The following is a 22108-nucleotide window of genomic DNA, read 5'->3' as shown; positions in this document are numbered from 1 at the left end:
ATTTAACTCATACTTGCTGGTATATATAACAACTACTTTCTCAATTTTAAACTTAAAGTCATTTATAAATAAAAATTTTCTAAGTTCATACAAAACAAGAAAAAGCAGAATTTTGCTTATTGGCGATGCAGCACATTCAATCCATCCAGTTGCAGGTCAAGGACTTAACCTTGGAATGAGAGATGTAGAGAGTGTTATTAGACAAATAACTGCTGCAAAATCCTCTGGCATTGATGTTGGCAGTAATTATCTATTGAAGAAAATTTCACGTGATAGATACTTTGATAATTTTACTATGGCACTTGCAACTGATGGACTAAATAGAATATTTTCCAACAGAATACTTTGCGTTAAAGTTCTGAGCAATCTTGGTTTAATGGTAGTTGAAAATTCAGATTTTCTTAAAAAAAGCTTCGTTCGACATGCTATGGGGTTTATATAAATCATTAGATTGCTTTCATCATAATCAGGTGTCATTAGAGTAGTTGACACTGGAGCCCAAATTACATAATGTCATGCCAGTGCCCAGACACTGGCATCCAGAAAAATTTATAAGCAAACTTGAGCTTATGCTAAATTTGATGAAATAAAAAACTGAATTCCATCGTCACGCACTGGAATGACAAGAAAAAGGGTACTGCCATGACATTAAATGATTTTCCTTATTTTAGCATTAAACGCGATGAAGAAAATCATTTATAATCGCTATAGCAACTAGTGTTGAAACCTGACGTACCTTTTGGCTTGACAAACGAGAGTTTTTATCTGATTTGACAACAAGGGCTTCTAGATGACTTTGAAAGTAAATATTACCATGCTTATCTTCGATAGCTTCTATTACCCCGTCATTGGCAAATGCTGCAATTTTATATCCAAGTAGCTCTAGCCTTCTTCTATTCTCTGTAGTATTACTTACTGTACCTGAATGAGCATTCGGAAAATAAGTTGAAAACCAGCCATTTTGATTAGGTAGTAAAAATCTAGCTACCACTTTTTCCAAACGACTACCTGGAACAATTTTTATCTGCTGAAGAGATATATTCTCTTTTTGTGGATAGGATGCTGATTTTAAATGATTTTTCTCATCATTAACAACATTTGTTATTTCAATTTCTTTTGCATGCATAATGTCTTTTAAACCACCGCATATGGCAAGCAAATGAATTGTAGGATTGTCTTCTACTATTTTTACAATTGCTTCATTCACAAGCTGGCGGTAAGGGTTAAGAGCTGAATGAAAGTTATCTGAAATAAATATTCTGTTTATCTTTTGCTCTTTGATAAATTTTGCAACTTCAACTTTTATTCGATCTAGTATCAGCTTTTTTGCCAATATTTCATCTTGTTTTGCGAACTCTTCTTGGATTTCTTTTAGATTAATTATTTTGTCGTAGTCAATGAATATAGTTTTAACCCCAAAATTATTGAATATCTCATAGATATTTTGAGATTCATCTGTTTGCAATAAACCAACAATTATATTATAATTTACTGCATTTTCCACTGTCAAAGCAGATAATTCTTTGTTTACTTTTTCACTATAAGCGATATTACTTAATAGTAGAAATGTAATTAATAGTATATTAAATATTCTATTGTAACATTTATACATTATTTCCTAAATAATTATATTAATATTATAATATATTATAGAACATTAAGAAAAAGAATGTGGCCTGAGCAGGAATCGAACCAGCGACACAAGGATTTTCAGTCCTTTGCTCTACCAACTGAGCTATCAGGCCAACTACGTACTTTCATTTTTAGATAAAAAACGTTATCATGTCCATCAAAAGTTTTTGAAGTATAGAAACAAAAAATGAACATTAGTAACAAAATAGGAATTTATCCTGGTACATTTGACCCCATAACTTTTGGGCACCTTGACATAATAAAAAGAGCATGTAAGCTAGTCGATAAGTTGATAATTGGTGTTGCAGAGAATGTTAATAAACATACTAATTTTGACATAAGCCTGCGCACAAGCATGGCTAAAAATGAAGTGAAAGGAGCAGGAATTGATGCAGATATTATATCCTTTAATGGGTTGCTAGTGAAGTTTGCCAAAGAGCAAAATGCTTCTGTTATTATTAGAGGACTGAGAGCAGTATCGGATTTTGATTACGAGTTTCAAATGAGTTGGGTAAATTATAAGCTCTTTCCTGAAATCGAAACTATATTTCTTCCTGCATCTGAGGATACTCAATTTATCTCATCAAGTTTTGTAAAGGAAATAGCGAGATTAGGAGGAGATGTTAGCAACTTTGTGTCAAAAAGTGTCCAAAGTGAATTGATTAATCTAAATAGGGTAGAAAATGGAGAATAAGTATTTGTTGTCTTTTTTATTTCCAAACGAGTATGTTAGATGTGTAAAATATTGTAAGCTAAAGGAGAGACATGTTAAAAGTGAGGGATAATAATGTAATAGTTTGCTGCCGTGGTGATGAGAATGATGATGGTTCTGGTCATCCAATAGTATACTTACACAAAGAAGGAGAAATGTATTGTCCTTATTGTAATAAGTCAATGGATGAAATAGTGAGTGCCGAAGAATTTCAATCTGTTGAGGTGAAAGTAATAAGCAAGAAGGAAAGAACCAAAGGTTAATAGTACTTCATTTTTTTAGCTTATGTAAATAGCAATGAGAGGGGCAGTAAAAATGAAACTATCCATACGGTCGAGTACTCCTCCATGGCCTGGTATAATACCTCCACTATCTTTAACATTGTAAACTCTTTTGATGAGTGACTCAGTGAAATCTCCAAGTTGGGCTAGAATAGCAACTATCAAACCAATTATTGGAGAATAAAAAATTGGAAATAAACTCAAAAATATTGAGCCAAAAATTGTACACACTATTCCAGCTAAGACTGCACCAAAAAGTCCTAACCAAGTTTTCCCAGGGCTAATGATTGGACAAATTCTAGTTTTACCAAAATTTTTGCCGAAAAAATAGGCAGCAATATCGATGCTCCAAATAGTTAAGATAAGCCATACTAATGCATATTTTCCCTGTGGTAGATTATATAGGCATATTAGCGAGGCATTTGGTAGTGCGATTAATAGTAATGCGAAAATGTATAAGATTCTATTGCCCTGAGTTAGATTATACCATTCAAAAGAAGATAAAACTGCAATTGAAAAAATTAGTAGATAAAATGATAAATCACTGAAATATGTAGCAAAAGAAAATATGAGTAATATTACTATTGAGGACAATATTCTAACCATAAAGTTATTATCTACCATATTTTTTTTCTCTTTTTGTATAATCTTCTAGTGCTTTGGTCAAATCTTGACAAGAAAAATCGGGCCACAAAGTATCACAAAAATACAATTCAGCATAAGCTGCTTGCCATAATAAAAAATTGCTTAACCTTTTCTCGCCACCAGTGCGAATTAATAAATCCAATTTTGGTAAATCTTTAGTATACAGAAATTTTTCAAATTCCTCTTCCAATACGCAATCAATATTTCCTTTTATGACGTTGTTGATAGCATGTATAATTTCCTGCTTTGCTCCATAACTAACTGCAACAGTGAGTAATAGACCATCGTTCTTATGTGTCACTTCTTCTGCTTTTTTGATTTGATCGAATATTTTACTGGGCAATAGACTTAAATTGCCAATAAAATTTAACTTAATGTTACAATTGCAAATGAATTTCATTTTATCTTCATTAGTTAAAGTGGAGTAAAATAAATTAAATAGGTAGTCTGTTTCGTTTTCAGGTCTGAGCCAATTTTCCATGGAAAATGCATACAAAGTTAAGTAAGATATGGCTAAGGTTGTGCAATGTTTAGCAATATCAAATGCAACTTCACTGCCTTTTCTATAACCATCAATTTTTACCATTCCTTGATTCTTTGCCCACCTACCATTACCATCCATAATAATTGCTAGATGTTTTGGTAGAGATTCTAGATTTAACATTTAAATTCAACCTGTTATTCGGTTTTACCAATATTACCTATATTACCTATATTAAATTAGCTTAATTTCTATATTTCTGTATGAAACGTTCACTATATTCACCTGAAACTATATTATTACTGAAAAATCATCGAAGGTCTATATTATAAAAATTTTCTCAATCAGCTGCTTAGTGATCTTACCAAGAAAAAGCGGAGAGAAAATATAGCAAAAACAGTCTAATATAGATGATTTTACGGTATAGTGAAATTATTATAAACAAATGAATTTAGTGGTGTTAGGAATACCTGGCTCTTTTATGTGGATTTATATTCTCAATAACCTGCGCTAGAGATAAATTATATAATGTTGACGTAGGTTCTTCGCATGCAATACCTTTCTTGAATATACTGGATTCTACAAATGACTTTATATCTATGTCCAGCTTTTGAGGAAGATCTTTAACGTCCATGGCAATTCCTGGTAAAGGATATTTAATGTCTATGCTCAGCTCTTGGGGAACATATTTAATTATATCTTCGTAAATACGTTCCTTGTTGTTCAAGTAATCGATATTAATATCTGTAATTTTACCAGCTTTACGCAGGATTATAGCAAGCCTCAAAGTCGACTTTACGCTAGGTTTAAAATTTTTAAATATATTGACAAATACCTTACCAGTAACATTATCTGTTATTGCTTTTAGCTCTTCATTATTGACAGAATTGATATGCTTAACAGCATTTTGATCTTTTAGTAGTATTATAATCCTTTTGCCATGCAATTTGATACTATTAAGTAGAAGTCGAAATTTTTCAGTATTAATAGAATCGATAAAATTCTGACTTTTTAGTAAATCCATAATCATGGGGCGATAAAACTTACTACTATTAGATATAAGTTCAAGTTTTTCAAGATCAATAGAATTGACTCGAGCGAGTAAACTCTGATCTTTTAGTATTTCTACAATCTCTTCATCTGTATAAAAATTATTACTTATCATGATACTAACTTTACTCCCATCAAGAGAATTGATTTGATCAAACAAACTCTGATATTTCAGTAAATTCATAATATATCCTTTATCAAGATATTTAAATATCAAGTTAAATATTTCACTATTCATCGAATTGATGCGTTTAACAACTTCCTGATTTTCTAGTAATTCTATAATAATGGTATGATCAAATTTCCTAAATACGGATTTAGATTTTTCAGAATCAATCAAATTAGTAAGCTTAATAAATTCTCGATCTTTTAGTACTTTACTAAACCTAACACTCTTAACTATGTATTTAAGCAGTCCTTCACTAATAAGATTGATGTTCTCAGCAACTTCCTTATTTTTTAGTAGTTCTACAATAACACTGGTATCATTAAACTTATCACTATTAAGTATGATTTTAGATTTTTTAGGACCAACCGAATTAATGCGTTCAACAACTTCCTGATTTTCTAGTAATTTTATGATATCTTTAAGACTAAATTTATCATTCTCAATTATATATTTCAACGTTTCTTTATCAATAAGATCGATGTTCCTAGCAGCATTTTGATTTTCTAGTAATTCTATAATACTGGTACCGTCAAACCTATCAATACTAAGTATGAGTTCAAATCTTTCATCAGTAACTGAATTAATGCGTTCAAGAATTTCCTTATTGTCGTATAACTTTGTAAAATCTTTATCAGCAAACTTCTTACTATTAGTCATGTATATAAATATTACGTGATTAATATTATGAGACTGACCATCATCAATACGTTTTTCATTAGTTCCTTTATTTCCTAGTGCTTCTTTAGCAAAGTTATTCAGATCATTTTTTTCATCTTCCTCGTAATCAGAATTATCATAATATCCATAATCTTCTTCATTTTCCTCACTATCACTACTCTCAAATTCATTATTGGTATTGCAAACCTCTCCACCTTTTAGTATTTCTAGAATATTGTGCTCCGAAGTTGCATGATTTATCATAGACCTAAACATTTCATCATCGTAATCGTTGATGTTATCAACAATTTCTTTATCTGATAGTAATTCTTCAATACCTTTGTAACTAAACTTATTATTATACTTGCATAAGATTTTAAGTTTACTGTAATTCATTGAATTGATGCCATCAACAACTCTTTGACTTGATAGTAATCTTCTGTTATAAGCCTTACATATCAGTTGAAGTTTTTCGTTATCTAAATCTTCTGCATTGCCTGCTTTATCAAAATCCATAATCTTATTTCAATTTACTTAGTATTTTAATTTTAAATATATAAAAAGAAATAATCAAGCATTATGATAAAAGGCCTAATGAATTTATTAGTTTATTTATGTTTCTTTTCATGTATAAATTTATAGAAAGTTTTATAAAGAAGTTGTTTTATGAGCAAAATTATAGAAGTCAGAGCACCAAAAACTCTTGGTGGTGAATCGGTTACGGAAGGTATAGTAAAAATAAAGAAAAATATCGGTGAAGCAATAAAAGTAGATGACTTGATCTTTGAAATTGAAACTGATAAAACGGCGCTAGAACTAACTGCAGAAGCTTCAGGACAAATAACCGAATTTTTTGTGAAAGAAGATGATGTAATCAGCCCTGATCAATTACTGGCAAAACTTGCTGTAGGAGAAGTAAAAGAAGAAGTGAAAAAAGAAGATAAAGGCGAAAGCGCTGATAAAAAAGATGCCCCTTCAGCTCGTAAAATTATGGAAGAAAATGCAATCAGTGCAGAAAGTATAAAAGGAACTGGCATGGGAGGCAGAGTAACCAAAGCAGATGTGATAGACCATATGAGTAAAGCTGAACAACCTGCGGTAAAACAATATGAATCGCCAAAAAGTGTAGCAAGTGGAGAGAGAAGAGAAGAACGAGTGAAAATGAGCAAAATAAGGCAAGTCATTGCTGCTCGTTTGAAAGCATCGCAAAATACTGCTGCAATACTGACCACGTTCAATGAAATTGACATGAAAAATGTCATGGATCTAAGAGCAAAATATAAGGAAATTTTTGAAAAGAAATACGGAATAAAACTAGGTTTCATGTCGTTTTTTATAAAGGCAGCAGTGCAAGCACTGAAAGAAATTCGTGAGATTAACGATGAGATTTCAGGTGATGAAATTGTATATAAAAATTACTATGACATAGGTGTTGCTGTTGGCACTGATAAAGGTCTTGTTGTACCGATTATTCGCGATGCTGATCAAATGTCATGCGCTGAAATTGAACTAACTTTAGTTGCCCTTGGCAAAAAAGCACGAGAAGGTAAGCTGCAAGTATCGGAAATGGAAGGTGCAACATTTACTATCTCAAACGGTGGTGTATACGGTTCACTTCTTTCTACTCCAATAATCAACCCTCCGCAATCTGGAATACTTGGAATGCATACTATACAAAACAGGCCAGTTGCTGTGAGTAACTCAATTGAAATCAGACCTATGATGTACATTGCCCTCTCTTACGATCACAGAATAGTTGATGGCAAAGGAGCAGTTACTTTCCTTGTGAAAATCAAAAATTACATAGAAGATCCAAATAGATTGGTTTTGGAAATTTAAGCAGGTTAAAAGCGACAAGTAAGTTTTTCTGAAGTTTTCAAGGTGGGTGGCTTTGTTGAATGGCAAGGAATGAGGAGGAGTGATGGAAGAGATTTATGAGATAAGTTCGAAAATAGGCATACCGATATCAGAAAATTTGTTAATCAAGTAGCATTTTAAGAGCATCTCTTAAGAGCGGTTTATCTCAGATTTATTCTTAAAACTAAATCCAAATGTTTTTTTGAGTCTAAAGAAAAAACTCTCAATACGTGACCGTATTCCATACCCTGTCTGCCTTTTCCATTGAGTTAGATTGCATCTTTTTCTTATATTAATGTTGTTATTTCTTTCCGAGAAGTGGTCTATATTGTTACAGATTTTTGCATTCTTTCTTGGCTTTATAATTGGTTTCAAATTATATTTATTGCATAATTTATATAAACTTATTGTATTATAAGCTCCATCTGCACAAAGAGACTTAATCTTATAGATATCACCCATTTCCTTTAGTATTTTAGATGCTATCATGTGAAAGAAAATTAGTATATCGAATTGCTATTGCCTTTTTGCTGTTTTCGTCCAAAGCAACATGTAGCTTTCTTATTTGATCTGTACCATTATACTTCCTTATCTTGGCGTTATCTTTGTTATGTTGAGTACTGTTACTATAAATATGGATTACAGTACTATCTATAGCAATTTCAATATTCTCTATGTCATTTTTATCTGTTCTGTGGTCACATAATTTCAAATTAAGTTTGACGAGAAGCTTGTGAATACTTGGAGATTCTTCACTATACTTTGTAAATATCCTTTTATAAATCCAACTGCTTGCCTTAAGCCTATTCTAAATAGATTCACAACTATATGTACTGCAATAACAACCTTATCGCTATAAATCTCCAGGAATTTTTTCTGAACTTTCGTACCAGTTTTCTATAGCTTCATCGATAAAATGAAAGACATTTCCTCTTTTTTCTAAAAATTGATTATACTCTTTATGATTACTGACTTTCATCTTCTGTGGCATATACTCTACAAAATGTTCATTTCTTAATAGAGTAACCACTTTCTTTAGATTTTCTCCCTTTTTTTCTCCCATCTCTACTCGCTATTCAACAAAGCCAGCTCTGCTCTATTATAACTACTACCAATGCTGAATATTGCTTCTTGAAGAACTTTAATTCCAATAAGAGAAAAGGCCTTTATTTTTATGTCTTCTGTTCCACTTTTTCCTATATCCATTATTTTATTAGCAAACTCAGCCCATTTACCTGGCTTTCCTATTTGATTTTCTAGTCTCTCATAGTACTCTGATAAAGAGCGTTCATAAATAAAAACAAAATCTTCAACAAACTTTCTGAGCTTTTCATGCACTTCCTTTCCTTGCGCAGAAAGTCTTTCTGCTTGATTAGAAGATTCTGTTAAATGTTCTTCTAAAGTTTCAATAATCTTTTCCTTATTGGATTGCTTAGCAATATCGAGTGGAGTTTTACCTTGATTATTTTTAATGTTTTGGTCTATACCAGACACATTCAAAAGAAGTTCGACAATGTCTTGATGTTCTTTGCTTACAGCAACATGTAATGGTGTATTACCACCATCATTGAGATCTATATCATTAATATTTTCTACTTGAGCAGGATTGCCCGTTTTGTGTTCACGTATCATAAGAAACAACTTGGCAATATTAGTATCATCAGGGTTATATTGACGTCTTATTCTCTTTTTAAACTGAAAAGATTTTTCTTCCCTATCTGAACTAGTTGCTTGTGGGTTAGTCTTTATATCTTGCATAAAATCCCTCTCTATTTCACATAAAAACCTAAATTTTGTTATATGCTAATCAATACAATTGGCAATGCAAGTAGTTTTTATGTGTCTTTTAATATTTTATCTTCAGGCTATTTTATTTAAGTTTTTGACTAAAGAGTTATATATCTCTTTAGCCTAGCAATACATTCTACTAAAAATTTAGATAAAATAACCATTTCCAGAACTCAAAACCAGCTATTGTGTTATCTAAGTGGAGAAAGTCACCTCTCCCCACTCGACTTCAAAACCGGACTTGGAGAGTAGACCGGCGGAACTTCCCCAGCCAGTCTCTCGCAAAACTGTACGTAAATCTCTCGATTTATACAGCTTCCATTATTCAGCCTTTTGACCTAACCCTACTGTCCAGTGGTAGAAAGTCTTTGGATTCTCTTCTTTTATTTTTCCTAGAAGTTGCCTTGCTAGTCTTTTTCCAAGTTTCGGATATTTCTTTCTTGTCCACTTTTCTAGATGTTGCTCTACATTGTTAAGAGGTTTATACACCTCCGATTGGTAAAACCTGCCATAGTACTGATACCAGCCTCTGACTATTGGATTTACTTTCTTTGATATCTCCTCTAATGTTATGTGTGTTTTTCGTAGTATTTTCCATGACCTTATGGTTGTAGTAATCTTTTTCTTAACCTTATTGCTAATTGCTGGAAGAAATGCAACGAAATATTTCCCTATCTTGCTCTTTGCTTTTCTAGGTCTAAAAGTATATCCTAGGTAATCAAAGCTTTGTGTAGGAAACATATTCTTCCTGTTGCCATCCTTACAATACACAATTTGTGTTTTATCAGGATGTAACTTTAGCTTATATTTGGCTAATCTTTCTTCGATCATTACTCTCATAAATTCTGCCTGTTTTTGCGTCTTGCAGTGCACTATTGCATCATCTACATACCTCTCAAATGGTACTGTAGGGTAGTTCTGTTTCATCCATATATCAAATACGTGATGCATGAATATATTCGAAATGATTGGGCTAACTGAACCTCCTTGCGGAACTCCCTTTTCCCTAACTACCTTACTGCCATCTTCTAGCTGAATAGCGGCTTTCATCCACCTTTCAACATACAGTATGATCCATTTGCAGTTTGTATGCTTCTTGATAGCTTGCAATGCCAACTCGTGATCCAAATTGTCGAAAAACCCGGATATATCTAGATCTATCGTCCAATCATACCTCCAGCATCTTTTCCTTGCAGTATCTACCGCATCCAGTGCTGATTTATTTGGTCTATAACCATATGAATCTTCATGGAATTTTGGCTCTACTAGCAGCTCAAGATACATAGAAGCAGCCGTTTGCCCTATCCTGTCGAATACTGAAGGAACACCTAAAATTCTTTGTCCCCCTCCCGTATCTTTCGGTATTGCTACAGCTTTTACAGGCTCTGGAAAATAACTTCCTGATGACATCCGATTCCATAGTTTGTACAGATTATCCTTCAGGTTCTCTTCAAACTTTGTTATCGATACCTCATCCACACCAGCCGCACCTTTATTTTTCGATACTTGTTTATAAGCCCTCCAAATAAGTTGCTTTGGTATATCAAAAGACTTTGTTTTATTCATTAACTCCTCCCTTTCGGTTGATACATAATTAAAACTGAATAACTCAGCTCCTTCGCTCCCTTTCCATTACAGAAACTTCTTCACTACTACAAGCTGATCCGCCCCTGTTCTTCGCATCGGTACTCTCATCCTTGAAGTTTAGCTTCTTGGATTTCTCCCTTGTCATCGAAACGACAGGTTCCCGCAGTTCTACACAATAGCCTATAATAGTTTTCACGCCACCTATATGCCGGACGCCACCTACCCAGTAAGCAAGTTCCTTGTAGATCTATCCCAGGAGAGATGGGAGCTCCTGGTTTTGACGTCGTCTCAGCCCTTTCGACACTTCATCAGTGGTTCATTTTCATTCGCCTCTCTATTTCGTACATGACACGTATTTGTGCCTTTTCCATAACGCTCACTACCTTGACTCTTTATCAAAGCAGCTTATGGTTGTTTAAAGCCTGCTCTTGCAAGCCGACTTTGAGGGACCTTCCCTCATCTATTGTGCAGCTTAAGCACTTAGTTTGCTCATTTCTGATCATTCTTTGTGTCTCTACGGCACACCCCATCTTGAAATTTTATACTGTTTATTTCTTTTTTATTCTCTGATGCAGGGTACTTTTCCTGATATATTCCTGCTAACACCACTCCTAATGATAGTTCACCAAGAGGAGAAAATACCACAACTTGTTCATCTATATCTGGCGGTGACCAATCTCTATCTTTTCCTACTTTACTTGTTATCCATGGCAGATAATCTGTTACAATATCTCCTATTTTCACTCTTACTTTTGCTTTTTCATAATCTATTTCTTTTACAACTCCTATACGAACAATATTTGCCAGTTTCCTCTGTAATTCCGAAATTGCAAAATTATTTTCTAACATTTATTTCACCGATTTCTATTTTGTGTGGCATAAATTTTCCTTCTTTCCAAATAGATCGCCCTACGTGTATTGTATGCACCCATTCAACCATCCACACTAAATACGCATCAAGCTCTGGCCTAAATCCGTCAACTTCTGCAGAGATAAATTCTCCTGGTGAAACATTTTCCACATTCCAAGTATTTTTATTTACTACTTTTGCAACTTCGCTAGCTAATGATCTAACAATAATAGGTGCATTTTCTATTGTGCTATCAATCACTATTCGTGCCTCAAATCTTACCCTCAGAGCTAGTTCACCTGTACCTGGATCACTTCCTTTTTCAAGACTGCTAAGTTCTACAAATACCGCTGGCGCTAATAATTCTACTTTCTGTTGACCATCAAGATGGCTGAAATAATTATCTCTACCATTAATTATCCTCCATAAATAGCTTAACAACGTCCCAGTGGGCATTTTTATAATCTTCATTTAGCTATTCAGTCCTGTAGCGAATCTTACGCCCACCAGTTTTCAAATGTGTATCTTCATCATTAAGGTGAAAATCATTAGATTTGTTTGCCAACTTAAAAAAATTGTTAAGCTCTCCTTTAAATTCAACATGCCATTTTATAAACGAACCTGCTGCGTATGTGCCCTCACCTATATCTGTTAATAATCATGCAATAGGTAATGGATTCGTTACTAACCTTACAGCCCACTTTGCAAGCAAAAAAGCTTTGTTCCGAGTTGTTGCCTCTTCATCACCTGAAATTAGCAATGGCCAATCCCGTACTTTTTTTATTCTCAATTGACCACTTTCATCTTTTAGAACTTCGCCAGTTTTTGGGTCAAACATTCCTTTGATTTTCTCTATGCTACGTGTAAAGCGAGTATAATTTATATTTATATCAAACCAATCTTTCACGTCACTCAACAAGTCTTGCTTTTCCCTCCCAGACAAATCCACAAACAGCTTGTATACTTCCCCTACCTGAGGATTACAAGCGTTTATTAAATTTGGTGCAGATAGGTAGGTAGTGATATCCAGGGAATTTATACGAGAAGGACTATAGCGATCCATAAGTCTGCTTTGAATACGCCTTAACATCTCTTCGCATCCTGGTGGATCAAAAATTACCGCGCTTGCATGATAAGCAGTTTTTTCAAAATCAGTACTTGCAACAAAATAATCACCCTCTTTTACAAGATACTTTGCAGAAAAAGCAGTAATTGGTGCAAGCCACGCACCTAACGAGTGCCCTGTGATAAACAGTTGTATATTTGATCCTTTTTTCTCGTTAATTTCTTTAAGAACACTGATGATCTTGTCAGTAAATGTAACTGCAGAGTCAATTTGATAAACATGTTGATTTAATAAAACACCGTTAAGATCTGCAGTATCACCACCAAAATTTTTAGTGCCACTATGGACAATGATAACTTGTTGAGTATCTGGGTTCCAATATGCTGCACCAAAATAACCACTCGTAGCACCTTGAGTTATTGCATTGACGGGAGGCATTTAAAATGGTTTTAAAGAGTCCACCAGACCTTTCTGCAACAGTTAGCAGCTGCCAATTGCCTAATCCAGGTACTGCTTCTCCGTGTGAATATTGGCCTGTGCTATTTCTCTTCTCGCCTTTGTAAATTCTATTTGCAAGTGATGCTAAGACGTAGTTATTTGGATAAGAAATTGGCTCTTTTAACGCATCAAGTTTGTCTTTCAAGTTTTCAACATCAACTGGTTTTATTAAATCAGTTATTGCTTTTTTCAATTTATCTTTACTGTTTAATTTACTATATTTTTTAACCTTTTCAATACTTAACTCCAACTTCTTATCTACTCTTAATTCTCTTGATAAAATTGGTCGTTCTGTTTTTTGTTCTGCAGCTTGCATAGAACACCTCACTTTTGACAATCGACATTAATTATATTGATGTAATTATAGCACGCAAGCTTTTTTTAACATAAATTGTTAAGAAGTTTTGCCTCAAATGCTTCTTAGTTGACTCTATTCTACAGGGTAGTCATAATATATTATTTAATCACAAGATTTAAGGGGAATACTATGGGTCTGCTACACGAAATATTAGAAACACTAAATAATAACCCAAATTTAAACTCAAGTAATATAGTTGAAAAAATAAAACAAGAGTTTGAAGGGAAAATGAATGAATTGTACCCAAAGTGGGATACTCACAAGCATGAATATAAGCTATGTAAAAAAGAATACGAATCATGGCAAGAAAGTGGGTTCTCGTTAGACCATGGTTTTAAGGAAGGTGGTAAATTACTTCACTTAGCTGCTAAATGTAACTATTTCAATGTAATAAAGTGCCTAAAGGATAGGAAAGCAGACATTAATATACACAATTGGCGCAGATATACCCCTTTACATGAAGCCGTTGAAGATGGACGCCAAGAAATGGTACAATTTTTGTTCGAAAACGGAGCAGATATTAATGCAAAAACTGGACCGAGCGGAGAGACTCCTTTACATCTTGCTGTTGCAAAAGGAAATGCAGAAATAATAAGGCTACTTATAGAAAAAGGGGCGGGTATTAATGCAGGTGATAAAAATGAGAATACTCCTCTACATTATGCAGGAGATATAAGGATAGCTAGGTTATTAGTAGCAAACGGAGCAAATGTTAATGCAAAAAGTAAAAGTGACCCTCCTTATTCTACGGGCTCTACTCCTTTACACTATGCTGCGAATGCGGGTGGCTTTGTTGCATCGCTATCTACGATGGATAAAAGATAAAAAATGTAGAATATCAATAGCTTATTATTCTAGCATTTATAGTAAGGACAGTCAGTAAATATCTAAATTTAAGTAAAAGAAGTTTTACTATCATTCACTAATCTAGCTAGAATTCAAGAATTTCAATGCTTTAGCTATTTTAAGTAGAATTAAATTTACTAGTACAAACAATAAATTACTATTCTTAAATTTGATCAGATTGATTGCAAAAAATAAGATTTTCAATAAGCTGCTTGTATAGTTAGCCTTTCATAGATAGTGATGCAACAAAGCCAATGCGGGTAATAAAGAGGTAGCAGAGTTTCTTATAGACAATGGTGCAATTGTCAATGCTCAAAATGCACAAGGAAGTACTCCTTTACATAAAGTATCTGGTATAGATACACTAAAGCTTCTAATAGAAAGAGGAGCAAAAGTTAATATAAAAAATGGTGAGGGGTTTACTCCTTTACATTATATGGCATTCATGCTTGATGAGGCGTCAACACTCATTATGGTAGAACATGGTGCAGATCCTTGGGCAATAGGTGATAATGGTGAAACTCCGGTAGATCGCTACGTAAATAGGTTGGAGCATGCTAAGGAAGAGGGAGCAAGTGGAACCGATGAGCCTCCTGGGTACTTAATGAAGTTAAAACAAGCATACAATAAAGATCTCTTTGTTCGTTATTCAACACTGTTACTAGGGGCTGTAGCAGCAATAACACTTTTCACAACTGGTAATATTACACCTGATGCACCACGCATAATAGGCGCAGCGGCCATAGTTACAGTAGCAGCACTTGCAGCTGGTCGTATCACATATGAGATATTTAAACCCAGTACTAAAATGGAAGAAATAAAGGAAGAATGTGTGGTACAAGAAGATAAGGCTAAGTGAAAATCCACTAAGACTGATTATCCAAACTTTTGCAGATTAGTCTAGAAGCTAATGTTTTTTTCTAATTGGTTACTTATCCTTATATCACTCAAATAAGATTCAGGTTTACCGTTTATTTCGCCAGTAGCTTCTGAAAATTGACTTTTCTGTTGATTATTGTTAGTGAAAACTAAAGAGAACTTGAAATTACGTGTCCACTCCGCTTCTTCAATTTCACGTTTTGAACCTATGAAAGGAATTACTTTTGTTGCTTGTACTACTTCTTCTACATTCTTGCTGTTTTTAAGGTTGCCAAGATATTCTCTAGCTGTCATGCTCACTTCTTTTTTATTCAGATGATCTTGGAATTTTTTGCTACTTGAATTCATATCGGCATTGATAAGTAAAGGTACGCCGCCTTCTACATGAATTTTAGTTCCAAAGTCATATAGCTGTACTCTAGATAATTCTCGATCATTAATCTTAATAAGACCAAACTCCTTATCCTGCTCTGCTAGAAGTTGATGCTCTGTTTTTATTTCTTTTGTCAGAACTTGTCTATCTCCATTCGATAATAGCTTATTAGCTCGCTCAATATCAAAGTGTTCAACAAGAAAGCCTTTTTCTCCCATTTCATAGTCAGTACCTTTTTTTACAACTTCTATCAGCTGATCGATGCTTTCTAACCCAGAAACAAACGCCGTATTACTATCAAAATAAGCATAGTTATCCCCTGTTCTATAAACGGCAACTACATGATTACTTGTTACTAAATGAATAGCAAAATCACCAGCTATATAATTTGATAAATCACTCAGTGTTTTGTAGCACTTAGTGTGAATCAAGCTTAAAGGTAGACTATTTCTAGCAGAATCTAGCTGTTGTTCAAAACTGTCAAGTAAATTACTAAAAGCAAAAACTTCTCTTTCTTCTCTTTTAGATATCTGCTTACCCTGTGCTACACGCTCATAAATTTTGGCTGAAGTTTTTAAATTACTCAAAAATGACTTGCTACTCTGTAAAAGTAAAGCTTGAGATAAGCCACGTGTAATTGCAGTACACTTACCATTAATTTTCACATTCCTTGCTTCAAAAGAAGGCAAATAAAGACCTTGTTTTACCAGCTCAATCGATGCATTTTGTAAATTATGTGATACAAATTGTGATAAATGTAAATAGGCTTTCTGTTGTTTCTGATAAGACTGTATTGAACATCCAGAATCGTCATCGTAACCGTACTCCCTTCTCACGTGTTCTGTTCTTTGGTAGTAGTGAAGGGATCCAGGTTGTGCTCCTCCCGCTGCTGTTTCTAATCTTCTCCGTCGCTCTACATCATATTCAGATGGTTCTGTTGTTGCAGCATCTGCCACAGCTTGCACTGCTCCTACTGCCACCTCTCCCACAGCTACTGCCGCGTCTATCGCAAGCCCTGCTACTCCTGCTGCCGTTACTAATGCCACCGTTCCCGCAACTTCTGCTGTTCCTACTGCCACCTCTCCCGCATATGTAGCAACTTCATTTAAAGAATAATCATTTTCATAAAGTAATTTCTCAACACTTGAATGATTTCTCTCTCTGGCAAGGTCAATTGGTTTTTTACCATCCTTATCTTCAGCATACACATCAGCTCCTTTATTAATTAGAAGTTCTGCAACTCCCAGGTTATTCTCTCTGGCAACCAAATGTAATGCTGTCATGCCATCATTATTTTTTACTTCAGTATTTGGACCATGATCTAATAATACCTCTGCTGCATTTACTCTTCCATATTCAGCAGCCCACATCAATGACGTATCACCTTCTGTATCCTTAGCATCAATATACTGGTTCTGCGTTTCTTCGATTTTATTTAAAACTAATTTTATTACTTCTTCATTATTACCACTAACTGCTGAATGTAATATTGTATGATGACTGTTCCTTGCCAATACATTAGCTCCTTAATTAAGACATCTTTGCACTCTATCAAGATTGCCTTGCTCTACAGCATCGAATAATTTTCTATCAATTCCTCCATAAACCCTCCAAAGTTGCTACTAAATTATGTAAAATACATTATCTATAGCATGGATATTTTTAGCATACAATAACTTTTTTCTCATAAAAAACTAACCGTTACAGATGTTACAGCTATATGCAATTATTTTAGAAAGAAGTTTCTTTTTGGTTTCAAAGATTTTGTCTGTTCAGAACTCTTAAGATAAATTGCTACTAATTTAGCAGCATATAATGTTAAAAACTTAAGTAATATGTCCATTTCTAGCCTTCAAAACCAAGAAGCGTGAGAATCGTTCGTTTTGGGATGACATGGTCTACCATGTGTACCATACGAACTTTTTTATATTCTGACTTTGCTATACGCTAAAACTAGCCATATTAGCCGATTTTATCCACATCCACATACGAACTGTTTTGCCTAAGCTTATGGAAATAATTTAAATCTTCTATTTTTATAACCTTATTTTTACGCGGCTTGTTCTCACAAATATACGATCTTTTTTGTAATTTTAGAAAGAGTCAATAATTGAATTTTTTGTGATGCTAAATGAGAGAACTTTTTGAAAACATGCTACCAATAAAAAAGCTTCTATCTCCTACCTAGCGCTCTCTCTTGCATACTTGAAAAAACTACTCAAAAAACTTATACACCAGCCCCACTACCTTTCCCAATTCCTGCACTTGCACCTTGGCTTACATTCACATCATCTAAAACAGTTTCTGGATCTACCCCCATTCTTCTTAATATTTCTTCAAATTTTGTTGCCTTTTGAGCTTCTTGTTCTGCCGTTTGCTCTGCCCTTTGTCTTGCCTGAATTGACTGTCCTCTACTTTGCTCTAATGCTCTAATTCTAACTTCTATTTCTTCTATGTGCCTCCTTATATCGTTTGATTCTTCTATTGCTTTTTTTGTTCTTTTTTTCTCTTTTTCAAAAAAGGTTTCTTTTTTCTCAAACTTTTTTTCAAGCAAATCTGTTAACTGATTTAGCGCAAAAACTGATATACTTCCTATTTCTCTCCTTTTTGGATTGCCACCGTTGTAATACTGACCTACTACATCTTGTATCCCTTTGCCATTTTCCTTATTGTAATAGTAATTTACCATAAGGTTTGCAAATTTGAATAATTCCTGACACGAGAGCTTTTTTATATACTCCTTACTTATTTCAGTAAATTCAGTTTCATCTGCTCCTAACACAAATTTCTGTTGCTCAAAAAAATCACTATTATCCCAACGGAAACAATTTTCTATATTCTCACACAATTTTACTATCAATTTGTAGTATGAATTTATTAAATCAGAATACTCCAATATTGGCTCTACAAATACTTCATCAGGTTGTACTTTATCTTTTTTGTGACTCTTCAATATTTTGTATTGTGCTTCACCCTCTTTTAATAACTTACCCACTTCCAATTTTATTATCTCCAACTCTTTAGAATTTTTACATTCCTTACTTAACGATTTTAGATTTTCTATCCAAATCTCTTCATAGAATTTTTGATACTCTTCATTACGTTGTTCAAATTTCTTTCTTATCCCTTTTGTTGAGTCAAGAATGTTTCTTGCTTCTCTTATAGACATTTCCTTATTAAGTATCTTTTTCACAAAACCTAAGTTATTTTTTAATGGCTTTATATAGTGTTCTCTTACTTCTTCCAAATATTGATTCCTTGATTCCATTAACCTTCCTTCTTCCCAATACGCTATATAATGCAACTTATTACATGCAGCTATATTGATTATCTTAAATAAATCTTGACCGCTATTAATTAGATTGACTGAAATTTCTCCAAATAATCTATATATGTAACCATACCCTTGCTTTTCTTTCATTACATAATCATGTACATTATTTAGTGCTTTCAGTATTGCATTAATTCTCTGTTGCATACTATTTGCATTTTGCATACCTGCTTGTACATCTGGATGATACTTTAATGACAGTCTCTTAACATCATTAATTCTATCCTTAGCATATCTATTGTGTTCTTCTTTACTCTTTTTACCCGCTTCTACATCTTTCAGGCTTATATCAAGATTCATTAGTAACCATTTTAATTCAAATGATTCCAGTGCTTCATTTAAAGTGGCATTAGAATCATTATCAATGTTATTACTTAAAATAACTGTCCTAATCAGACTACTAAACTTATCTGCTATTGCTAGCGTTCCTACTTCTGCAGTATGTCTACCAGTAAGATAAGAAGAACCTGCAGCTATTATCCCTGCTATACCCATTGTTACTCCTGCCCCTAATGTCGTATTTTCTACTCCTAACGCTGTAGCTACTCCTCCTAATACTTTTTTTCCTACATTTAGCATACATCCCTCCTTTGTTAGCTGTTGATAATTATAAATATATCCATATTGAACAATATGCCATTGATGTACTATCACATTTGTAAATACACTAAGCACTAACCTCTGCAAAAAAGAGTAACTATCGTAATTTATTGCCCTTTCCCACTGTTCTTTAGTCAGCTCAACATCTTTTATTTTCTTACTCCATGGCCACCACCAATACACTTTCATTTCACCAAACGCTTCAAGTAACATCAGGCATTCGTTTTTTGATACCTCACCATCTTTATTCTTTTGTAGTAGTACCTTAGAATCAAAACCCTTTTGTTTGCATAAGTGCTCAAATAAAGTAGGACCAAACTCCCACAAAAGTACCCGATATTTTCTATGTTCAGAAAAACGTCTAACTATATTGTTTTGCCATAAAGGTAAACTAACACTACCAAATGTATATTCAGGAAAAATTGGTTCCATTAATTTCTTCCAATTCCTGCACTTGCACCTTGGCTTACGTTCACATCATCCAAAGCAGTGCCTGGATCGACTCCCATTCTTCTCAACATCTCTTCAAGTTTAGCTGACCTTTGAGCTTCTTGTTCTGCCCTTTGCTCTGCCCTTTGTCTCGCTTGATCTGACTGTTCAATACTTTGCTCTAGTGCTCTCTCCCTAGCTCCCGACTCTGCTAGTCTTACACTCTCTTCATGCCTCTCTGCTTTTTCTACCTCTTCAAACTTGTTTTTTGACCATTCTCCTACATCTGTACGGTAATCAGGTCCTGTTAATATTCCCTCCCATGCTGGACTCCAGGTTATTGTACGGGAAATATATCTACAAAACCTAGCAATATACATTGATTTAGGCAGGTCATTATAATCATATAAAAGCGTAAGAAAGTTCTTATACAACTTCTTCAGATATGGATTGTTAGATTTTCTTGCTTCCTCTTCTATCTCACTTATATAATCCACTATTACTCTATCACATCCTGTTCTTATTGCTAAGTAACCAACCTCAATACACTCATAAAGTTTAGCATATGCCTCTTCACGATCTTTTTCAGATGGCTCAGCTTTGCCTACAAAGAATTCTACAATTGAACCGAAAAATGAAGTATTACGAGTATTAATATTTTCTACGCAAGTTTTCAATAGACTCATAAACTCTCTTTCACCCTGACCACCTATCTCATTTAGTAATGGCACCTTCTCCCCACTTTTTACAAAAGACCCGTCCTCAGAAGGAGTTTCTGATACTAGTTTAAGTAAATCTACTTCTTCCTTTCCTATAATCGAAAAATTAAATAGCAATTTATGAACCTTTCTCATTACTGTAAAAATCGATTTATCTATTAGAGCTTTATATTCTCCCCCCAATCCTTGCAACCTCTCCTTTATTGTAATTGATTGATTTGTGCTCGGATCTATAACACAACTTGCTAATAAAGATGCACCATTGACTATCAACACACTTATGATATGCATACTAGGTTGATCTTTATCAGCAGCATATTCCATATACTCTTTCAAAAGTTCATGCCTATTGTTTTTCTTGACCTGTTCCTTTATTCTTTCTTTTATTATTCTAATCTTTTGCTCCTTATCTCCTTCCGTGTTGTTGCATTCTTGATATAAAGGATGATGTCCTTCCTCAATTGCAGCATTGAGTACGTTATCAATTAGTTTATCATAAACTTCCTCAATAAATTCACCATTACGTATTCCATTCACTACTTCTTTACTAATACTGGTTAATATCGACCTTAATTTATCATCACCATCCCTTAAACCATCAAGCTTTTTTACTAGTGATTCATTACCTTCATATAAAAGACGAATTGCCTGACCATTTCTAATTCTCAACTGATATTCTTGAGTAATCTTTGCATACATATCACCATATACTTTATTATAATGATCGGATACATCTAACTTTAATACTGGCTGCAAAGCAAGATTGCTCTTAAACGCTTCAGTAATTTCCTTTAAACACTTATTTCCTTCTGTATAATCATCGCCATCATAAGAGTAAACAAATCTTCCTGCTGGATCAAACATGTCTTGCACGTTGAATACTTGATATTTATTTTCTACAGTTTCATGCTTAAAACCCTTATATCTTTCTAGTATTTCCCGCTCCACATTTTCTAATTCTTTATTTACTTTTTCTACATCATAATTACTTGCTCTTACATCTAAAAGTTCATCAGGCTGTGCAATGTTACTTCTGGTCGGTAACCTGCCGTGTATAAGACGGCCGAAGTTTTTGTCTAAAACTTGTTTTTGTGCAGCAATTATATTAATAGGCAGTTGATATTTTAAAGTTTGAGTTATTCCAATAACTTTATAAGAAAGTATGGAGTGAGTAAGCCAATCTTCCCATAATTGACAATATTTAGTGCTCAATAATATCTGCAGTAACTTAGGATCATTTCTATCTATCGCTGCTTTTACCTGTTCACTAAATTGCTTATCAAAAAAACTCGGCATACTA

At 33.8% G+C, this 22108-nt stretch carries 17 protein-coding genes, 1 tRNA gene and 3 pseudogenes; 6 read left to right on the top strand and 15 right to left on the bottom strand.

What is annotated here, in order from left to right:
• The first annotated feature begins 13 nt into the window (after positions 1–13).
• Positions 14–442, top strand: coding sequence for an FAD-dependent monooxygenase (locus tag ONG78_RS05220; RefSeq protein WP_264375306.1), 429 nt, complete (start codon positions 14–16; stop codon positions 440–442).
• Positions 443–673: 231 nt separating this feature from the next.
• Here the strand turns inward: ONG78_RS05220 and ONG78_RS05215 are convergent, their stop codons facing one another.
• Together ONG78_RS05215 and ONG78_RS05210 are read right to left on the bottom strand one after the other, a co-directional pair.
• The gene (locus ONG78_RS05215; protein ID WP_264376421.1) at positions 674–1612 is read right to left on the bottom strand and encodes a type 1 glutamine amidotransferase family protein; all 939 of its coding nucleotides are present in this window, start codon (positions 1610–1612) and stop codon (positions 674–676) included.
• Between the two features lie 60 nt (positions 1613–1672).
• A tRNA-Phe gene (locus ONG78_RS05210) sits at positions 1673–1745 on the bottom strand.
• 74 nt (positions 1746–1819) lie between these two features.
• Here ONG78_RS05210 and coaD point away from each other — a divergent pair.
• Both coaD and ONG78_RS05200 read left to right on the top strand, forming a co-directional pair.
• On the top strand, positions 1820–2326 hold the full coding sequence (gene coaD, locus ONG78_RS05205) for a pantetheine-phosphate adenylyltransferase (protein WP_264375308.1): 507 nt from the start codon (positions 1820–1822) through the stop codon (positions 2324–2326).
• Positions 2327–2397: 71 nt separating this feature from the next.
• Complete coding sequence (locus tag ONG78_RS05200) at positions 2398–2607, top strand: zinc-finger domain-containing protein (RefSeq protein WP_007302836.1); 210 nt, start codon at positions 2398–2400, stop codon at positions 2605–2607.
• Between the two features lie 15 nt (positions 2608–2622).
• On the opposite strand, the gene ONG78_RS05195 is transcribed toward ONG78_RS05200, so the two are convergent.
• The 3 genes from ONG78_RS05195 to ONG78_RS05185 form a co-directional block, all read right to left on the bottom strand.
• Positions 2623–3249: a phosphatidate cytidylyltransferase gene (locus ONG78_RS05195; protein WP_007302837.1), complete on the bottom strand. Its 627-nt coding sequence runs from the start codon at positions 3247–3249 to the stop codon at positions 2623–2625.
• Entirely contained in the window at positions 3239–3934 is a 696-nt protein-coding gene (uppS, locus tag ONG78_RS05190) for a polyprenyl diphosphate synthase (protein ID WP_264375309.1), read from the bottom strand. Before uppS ends, ONG78_RS05195 begins: the two co-directional genes overlap by 11 nt.
• Positions 3935–4211: 277 nt before the next feature.
• Positions 4212–6143: a hypothetical protein gene (locus tag ONG78_RS05185; RefSeq protein ID WP_264377848.1), complete on the bottom strand. Its 1932-nt coding sequence runs from the start codon at positions 6141–6143 to the stop codon at positions 4212–4214.
• Positions 6144–6293: 150 nt separating this feature from the next.
• Here ONG78_RS05185 and odhB point away from each other — a divergent pair, with 150 nt between their 5' ends.
• Positions 6294–7466 carry a 2-oxoglutarate dehydrogenase complex dihydrolipoyllysine-residue succinyltransferase gene (gene odhB, locus ONG78_RS05180; protein ID WP_264377847.1) on the top strand — a complete coding sequence of 391 codons (1173 nt, stop codon included), beginning with the start codon at positions 6294–6296 and terminating at the stop codon, positions 7464–7466.
• A gap of 93 nt (positions 7467–7559) precedes the next feature.
• On the opposite strand, the pseudogene ONG78_RS08135 reads toward odhB, so the two are convergent.
• From ONG78_RS08135 to ONG78_RS05135, 7 genes and pseudogenes are all read right to left on the bottom strand, one after another.
• Positions 7560–8475, bottom strand: a pseudogene (locus ONG78_RS08135) (IS5 family transposase).
• 74 nt (positions 8476–8549) lie between these two features.
• The gene (locus ONG78_RS05160; protein ID WP_264377846.1) at positions 8550–9242 is read right to left on the bottom strand and encodes an ankyrin repeat domain-containing protein; all 693 of its coding nucleotides are present in this window, start codon (positions 9240–9242) and stop codon (positions 8550–8552) included.
• A 351-nt stretch (positions 9243–9593) separates the two neighbouring features.
• Positions 9594–10838 carry a group II intron reverse transcriptase/maturase gene (ltrA, locus tag ONG78_RS05155; protein ID WP_264377174.1) on the bottom strand — a complete coding sequence of 415 codons (1245 nt, stop codon included), beginning with the start codon at positions 10836–10838 and terminating at the stop codon, positions 9594–9596.
• 546 nt (positions 10839–11384) lie between these two features.
• Positions 11385–11708: pseudogene (locus ONG78_RS05150) on the bottom strand (phage baseplate assembly protein V); the annotation flags it as partial.
• The gene (locus ONG78_RS05145) at positions 11695–12180 is read right to left on the bottom strand and encodes a hypothetical protein (RefSeq protein ID WP_264377845.1); all 486 of its coding nucleotides are present in this window, start codon (positions 12178–12180) and stop codon (positions 11695–11697) included. The pseudogene ONG78_RS05150 and the gene ONG78_RS05145, both read right to left, overlap by 14 nt.
• Positions 12181–12367: 187 nt before the next feature.
• Positions 12368–13213 (bottom strand): lipase family protein, encoded by an 846-nt coding sequence (locus ONG78_RS05140; protein ID WP_264377844.1) that lies wholly within the window; start codon positions 13211–13213, stop codon positions 12368–12370.
• On the bottom strand, positions 13116–13589 hold the full coding sequence (locus ONG78_RS05135) for a hypothetical protein (RefSeq protein ID WP_264377843.1): 474 nt from the start codon (positions 13587–13589) through the stop codon (positions 13116–13118). The genes ONG78_RS05140 and ONG78_RS05135 overlap by 98 nt, the downstream gene beginning before the upstream one ends.
• Before the next feature lie 171 nt (positions 13590–13760).
• Between ONG78_RS05135 and ONG78_RS05130 the strand changes: the two genes are divergently transcribed.
• Together ONG78_RS05130 and ONG78_RS08020 are read left to right on the top strand one after the other, a co-directional pair.
• Positions 13761–14456, top strand: a complete 696-nt coding sequence (locus tag ONG78_RS05130) for an ankyrin repeat domain-containing protein (protein ID WP_264377842.1) — start codon at positions 13761–13763, stop codon at positions 14454–14456.
• 283 nt (positions 14457–14739) lie between these two features.
• Positions 14740–15336: pseudogene (locus ONG78_RS08020) on the top strand (ankyrin repeat domain-containing protein); the annotation flags it as partial.
• Positions 15337–15377: 41 nt separating this feature from the next.
• Here the strand turns inward: ONG78_RS08020 and ONG78_RS05120 are convergent.
• The 3 genes from ONG78_RS05120 to ONG78_RS05110 form a co-directional block, all read right to left on the bottom strand.
• Positions 15378–17243: an ankyrin repeat domain-containing protein gene (locus ONG78_RS05120; protein ID WP_264377840.1), complete on the bottom strand. Its 1866-nt coding sequence runs from the start codon at positions 17241–17243 to the stop codon at positions 15378–15380.
• A 713-nt stretch (positions 17244–17956) separates the two neighbouring features.
• Positions 17957–20092, bottom strand: coding sequence for a hypothetical protein (locus ONG78_RS05115; RefSeq protein ID WP_264377839.1), 2136 nt, complete (start codon positions 20090–20092; stop codon positions 17957–17959).
• A complete protein-coding gene (locus ONG78_RS05110) occupies positions 20092–22104 on the bottom strand; it encodes a hypothetical protein (protein WP_264377838.1) in 2013 nt (670 codons plus the stop codon). Before ONG78_RS05110 ends, ONG78_RS05115 begins: the two co-directional genes overlap by 1 nt.
• Between the last annotated feature and the right edge of the window lie 4 nt (positions 22105–22108).

This window comes from Wolbachia endosymbiont (group B) of Philonthus cognatus, assembly GCF_947179345.1.
Lineage (GTDB): Bacteria > Pseudomonadota > Alphaproteobacteria > Rickettsiales > Anaplasmataceae > Wolbachia.
Note: the sequence above shows the minus strand (reverse complement) of the source record. Positions and strands in the feature narration are given on the sequence as shown.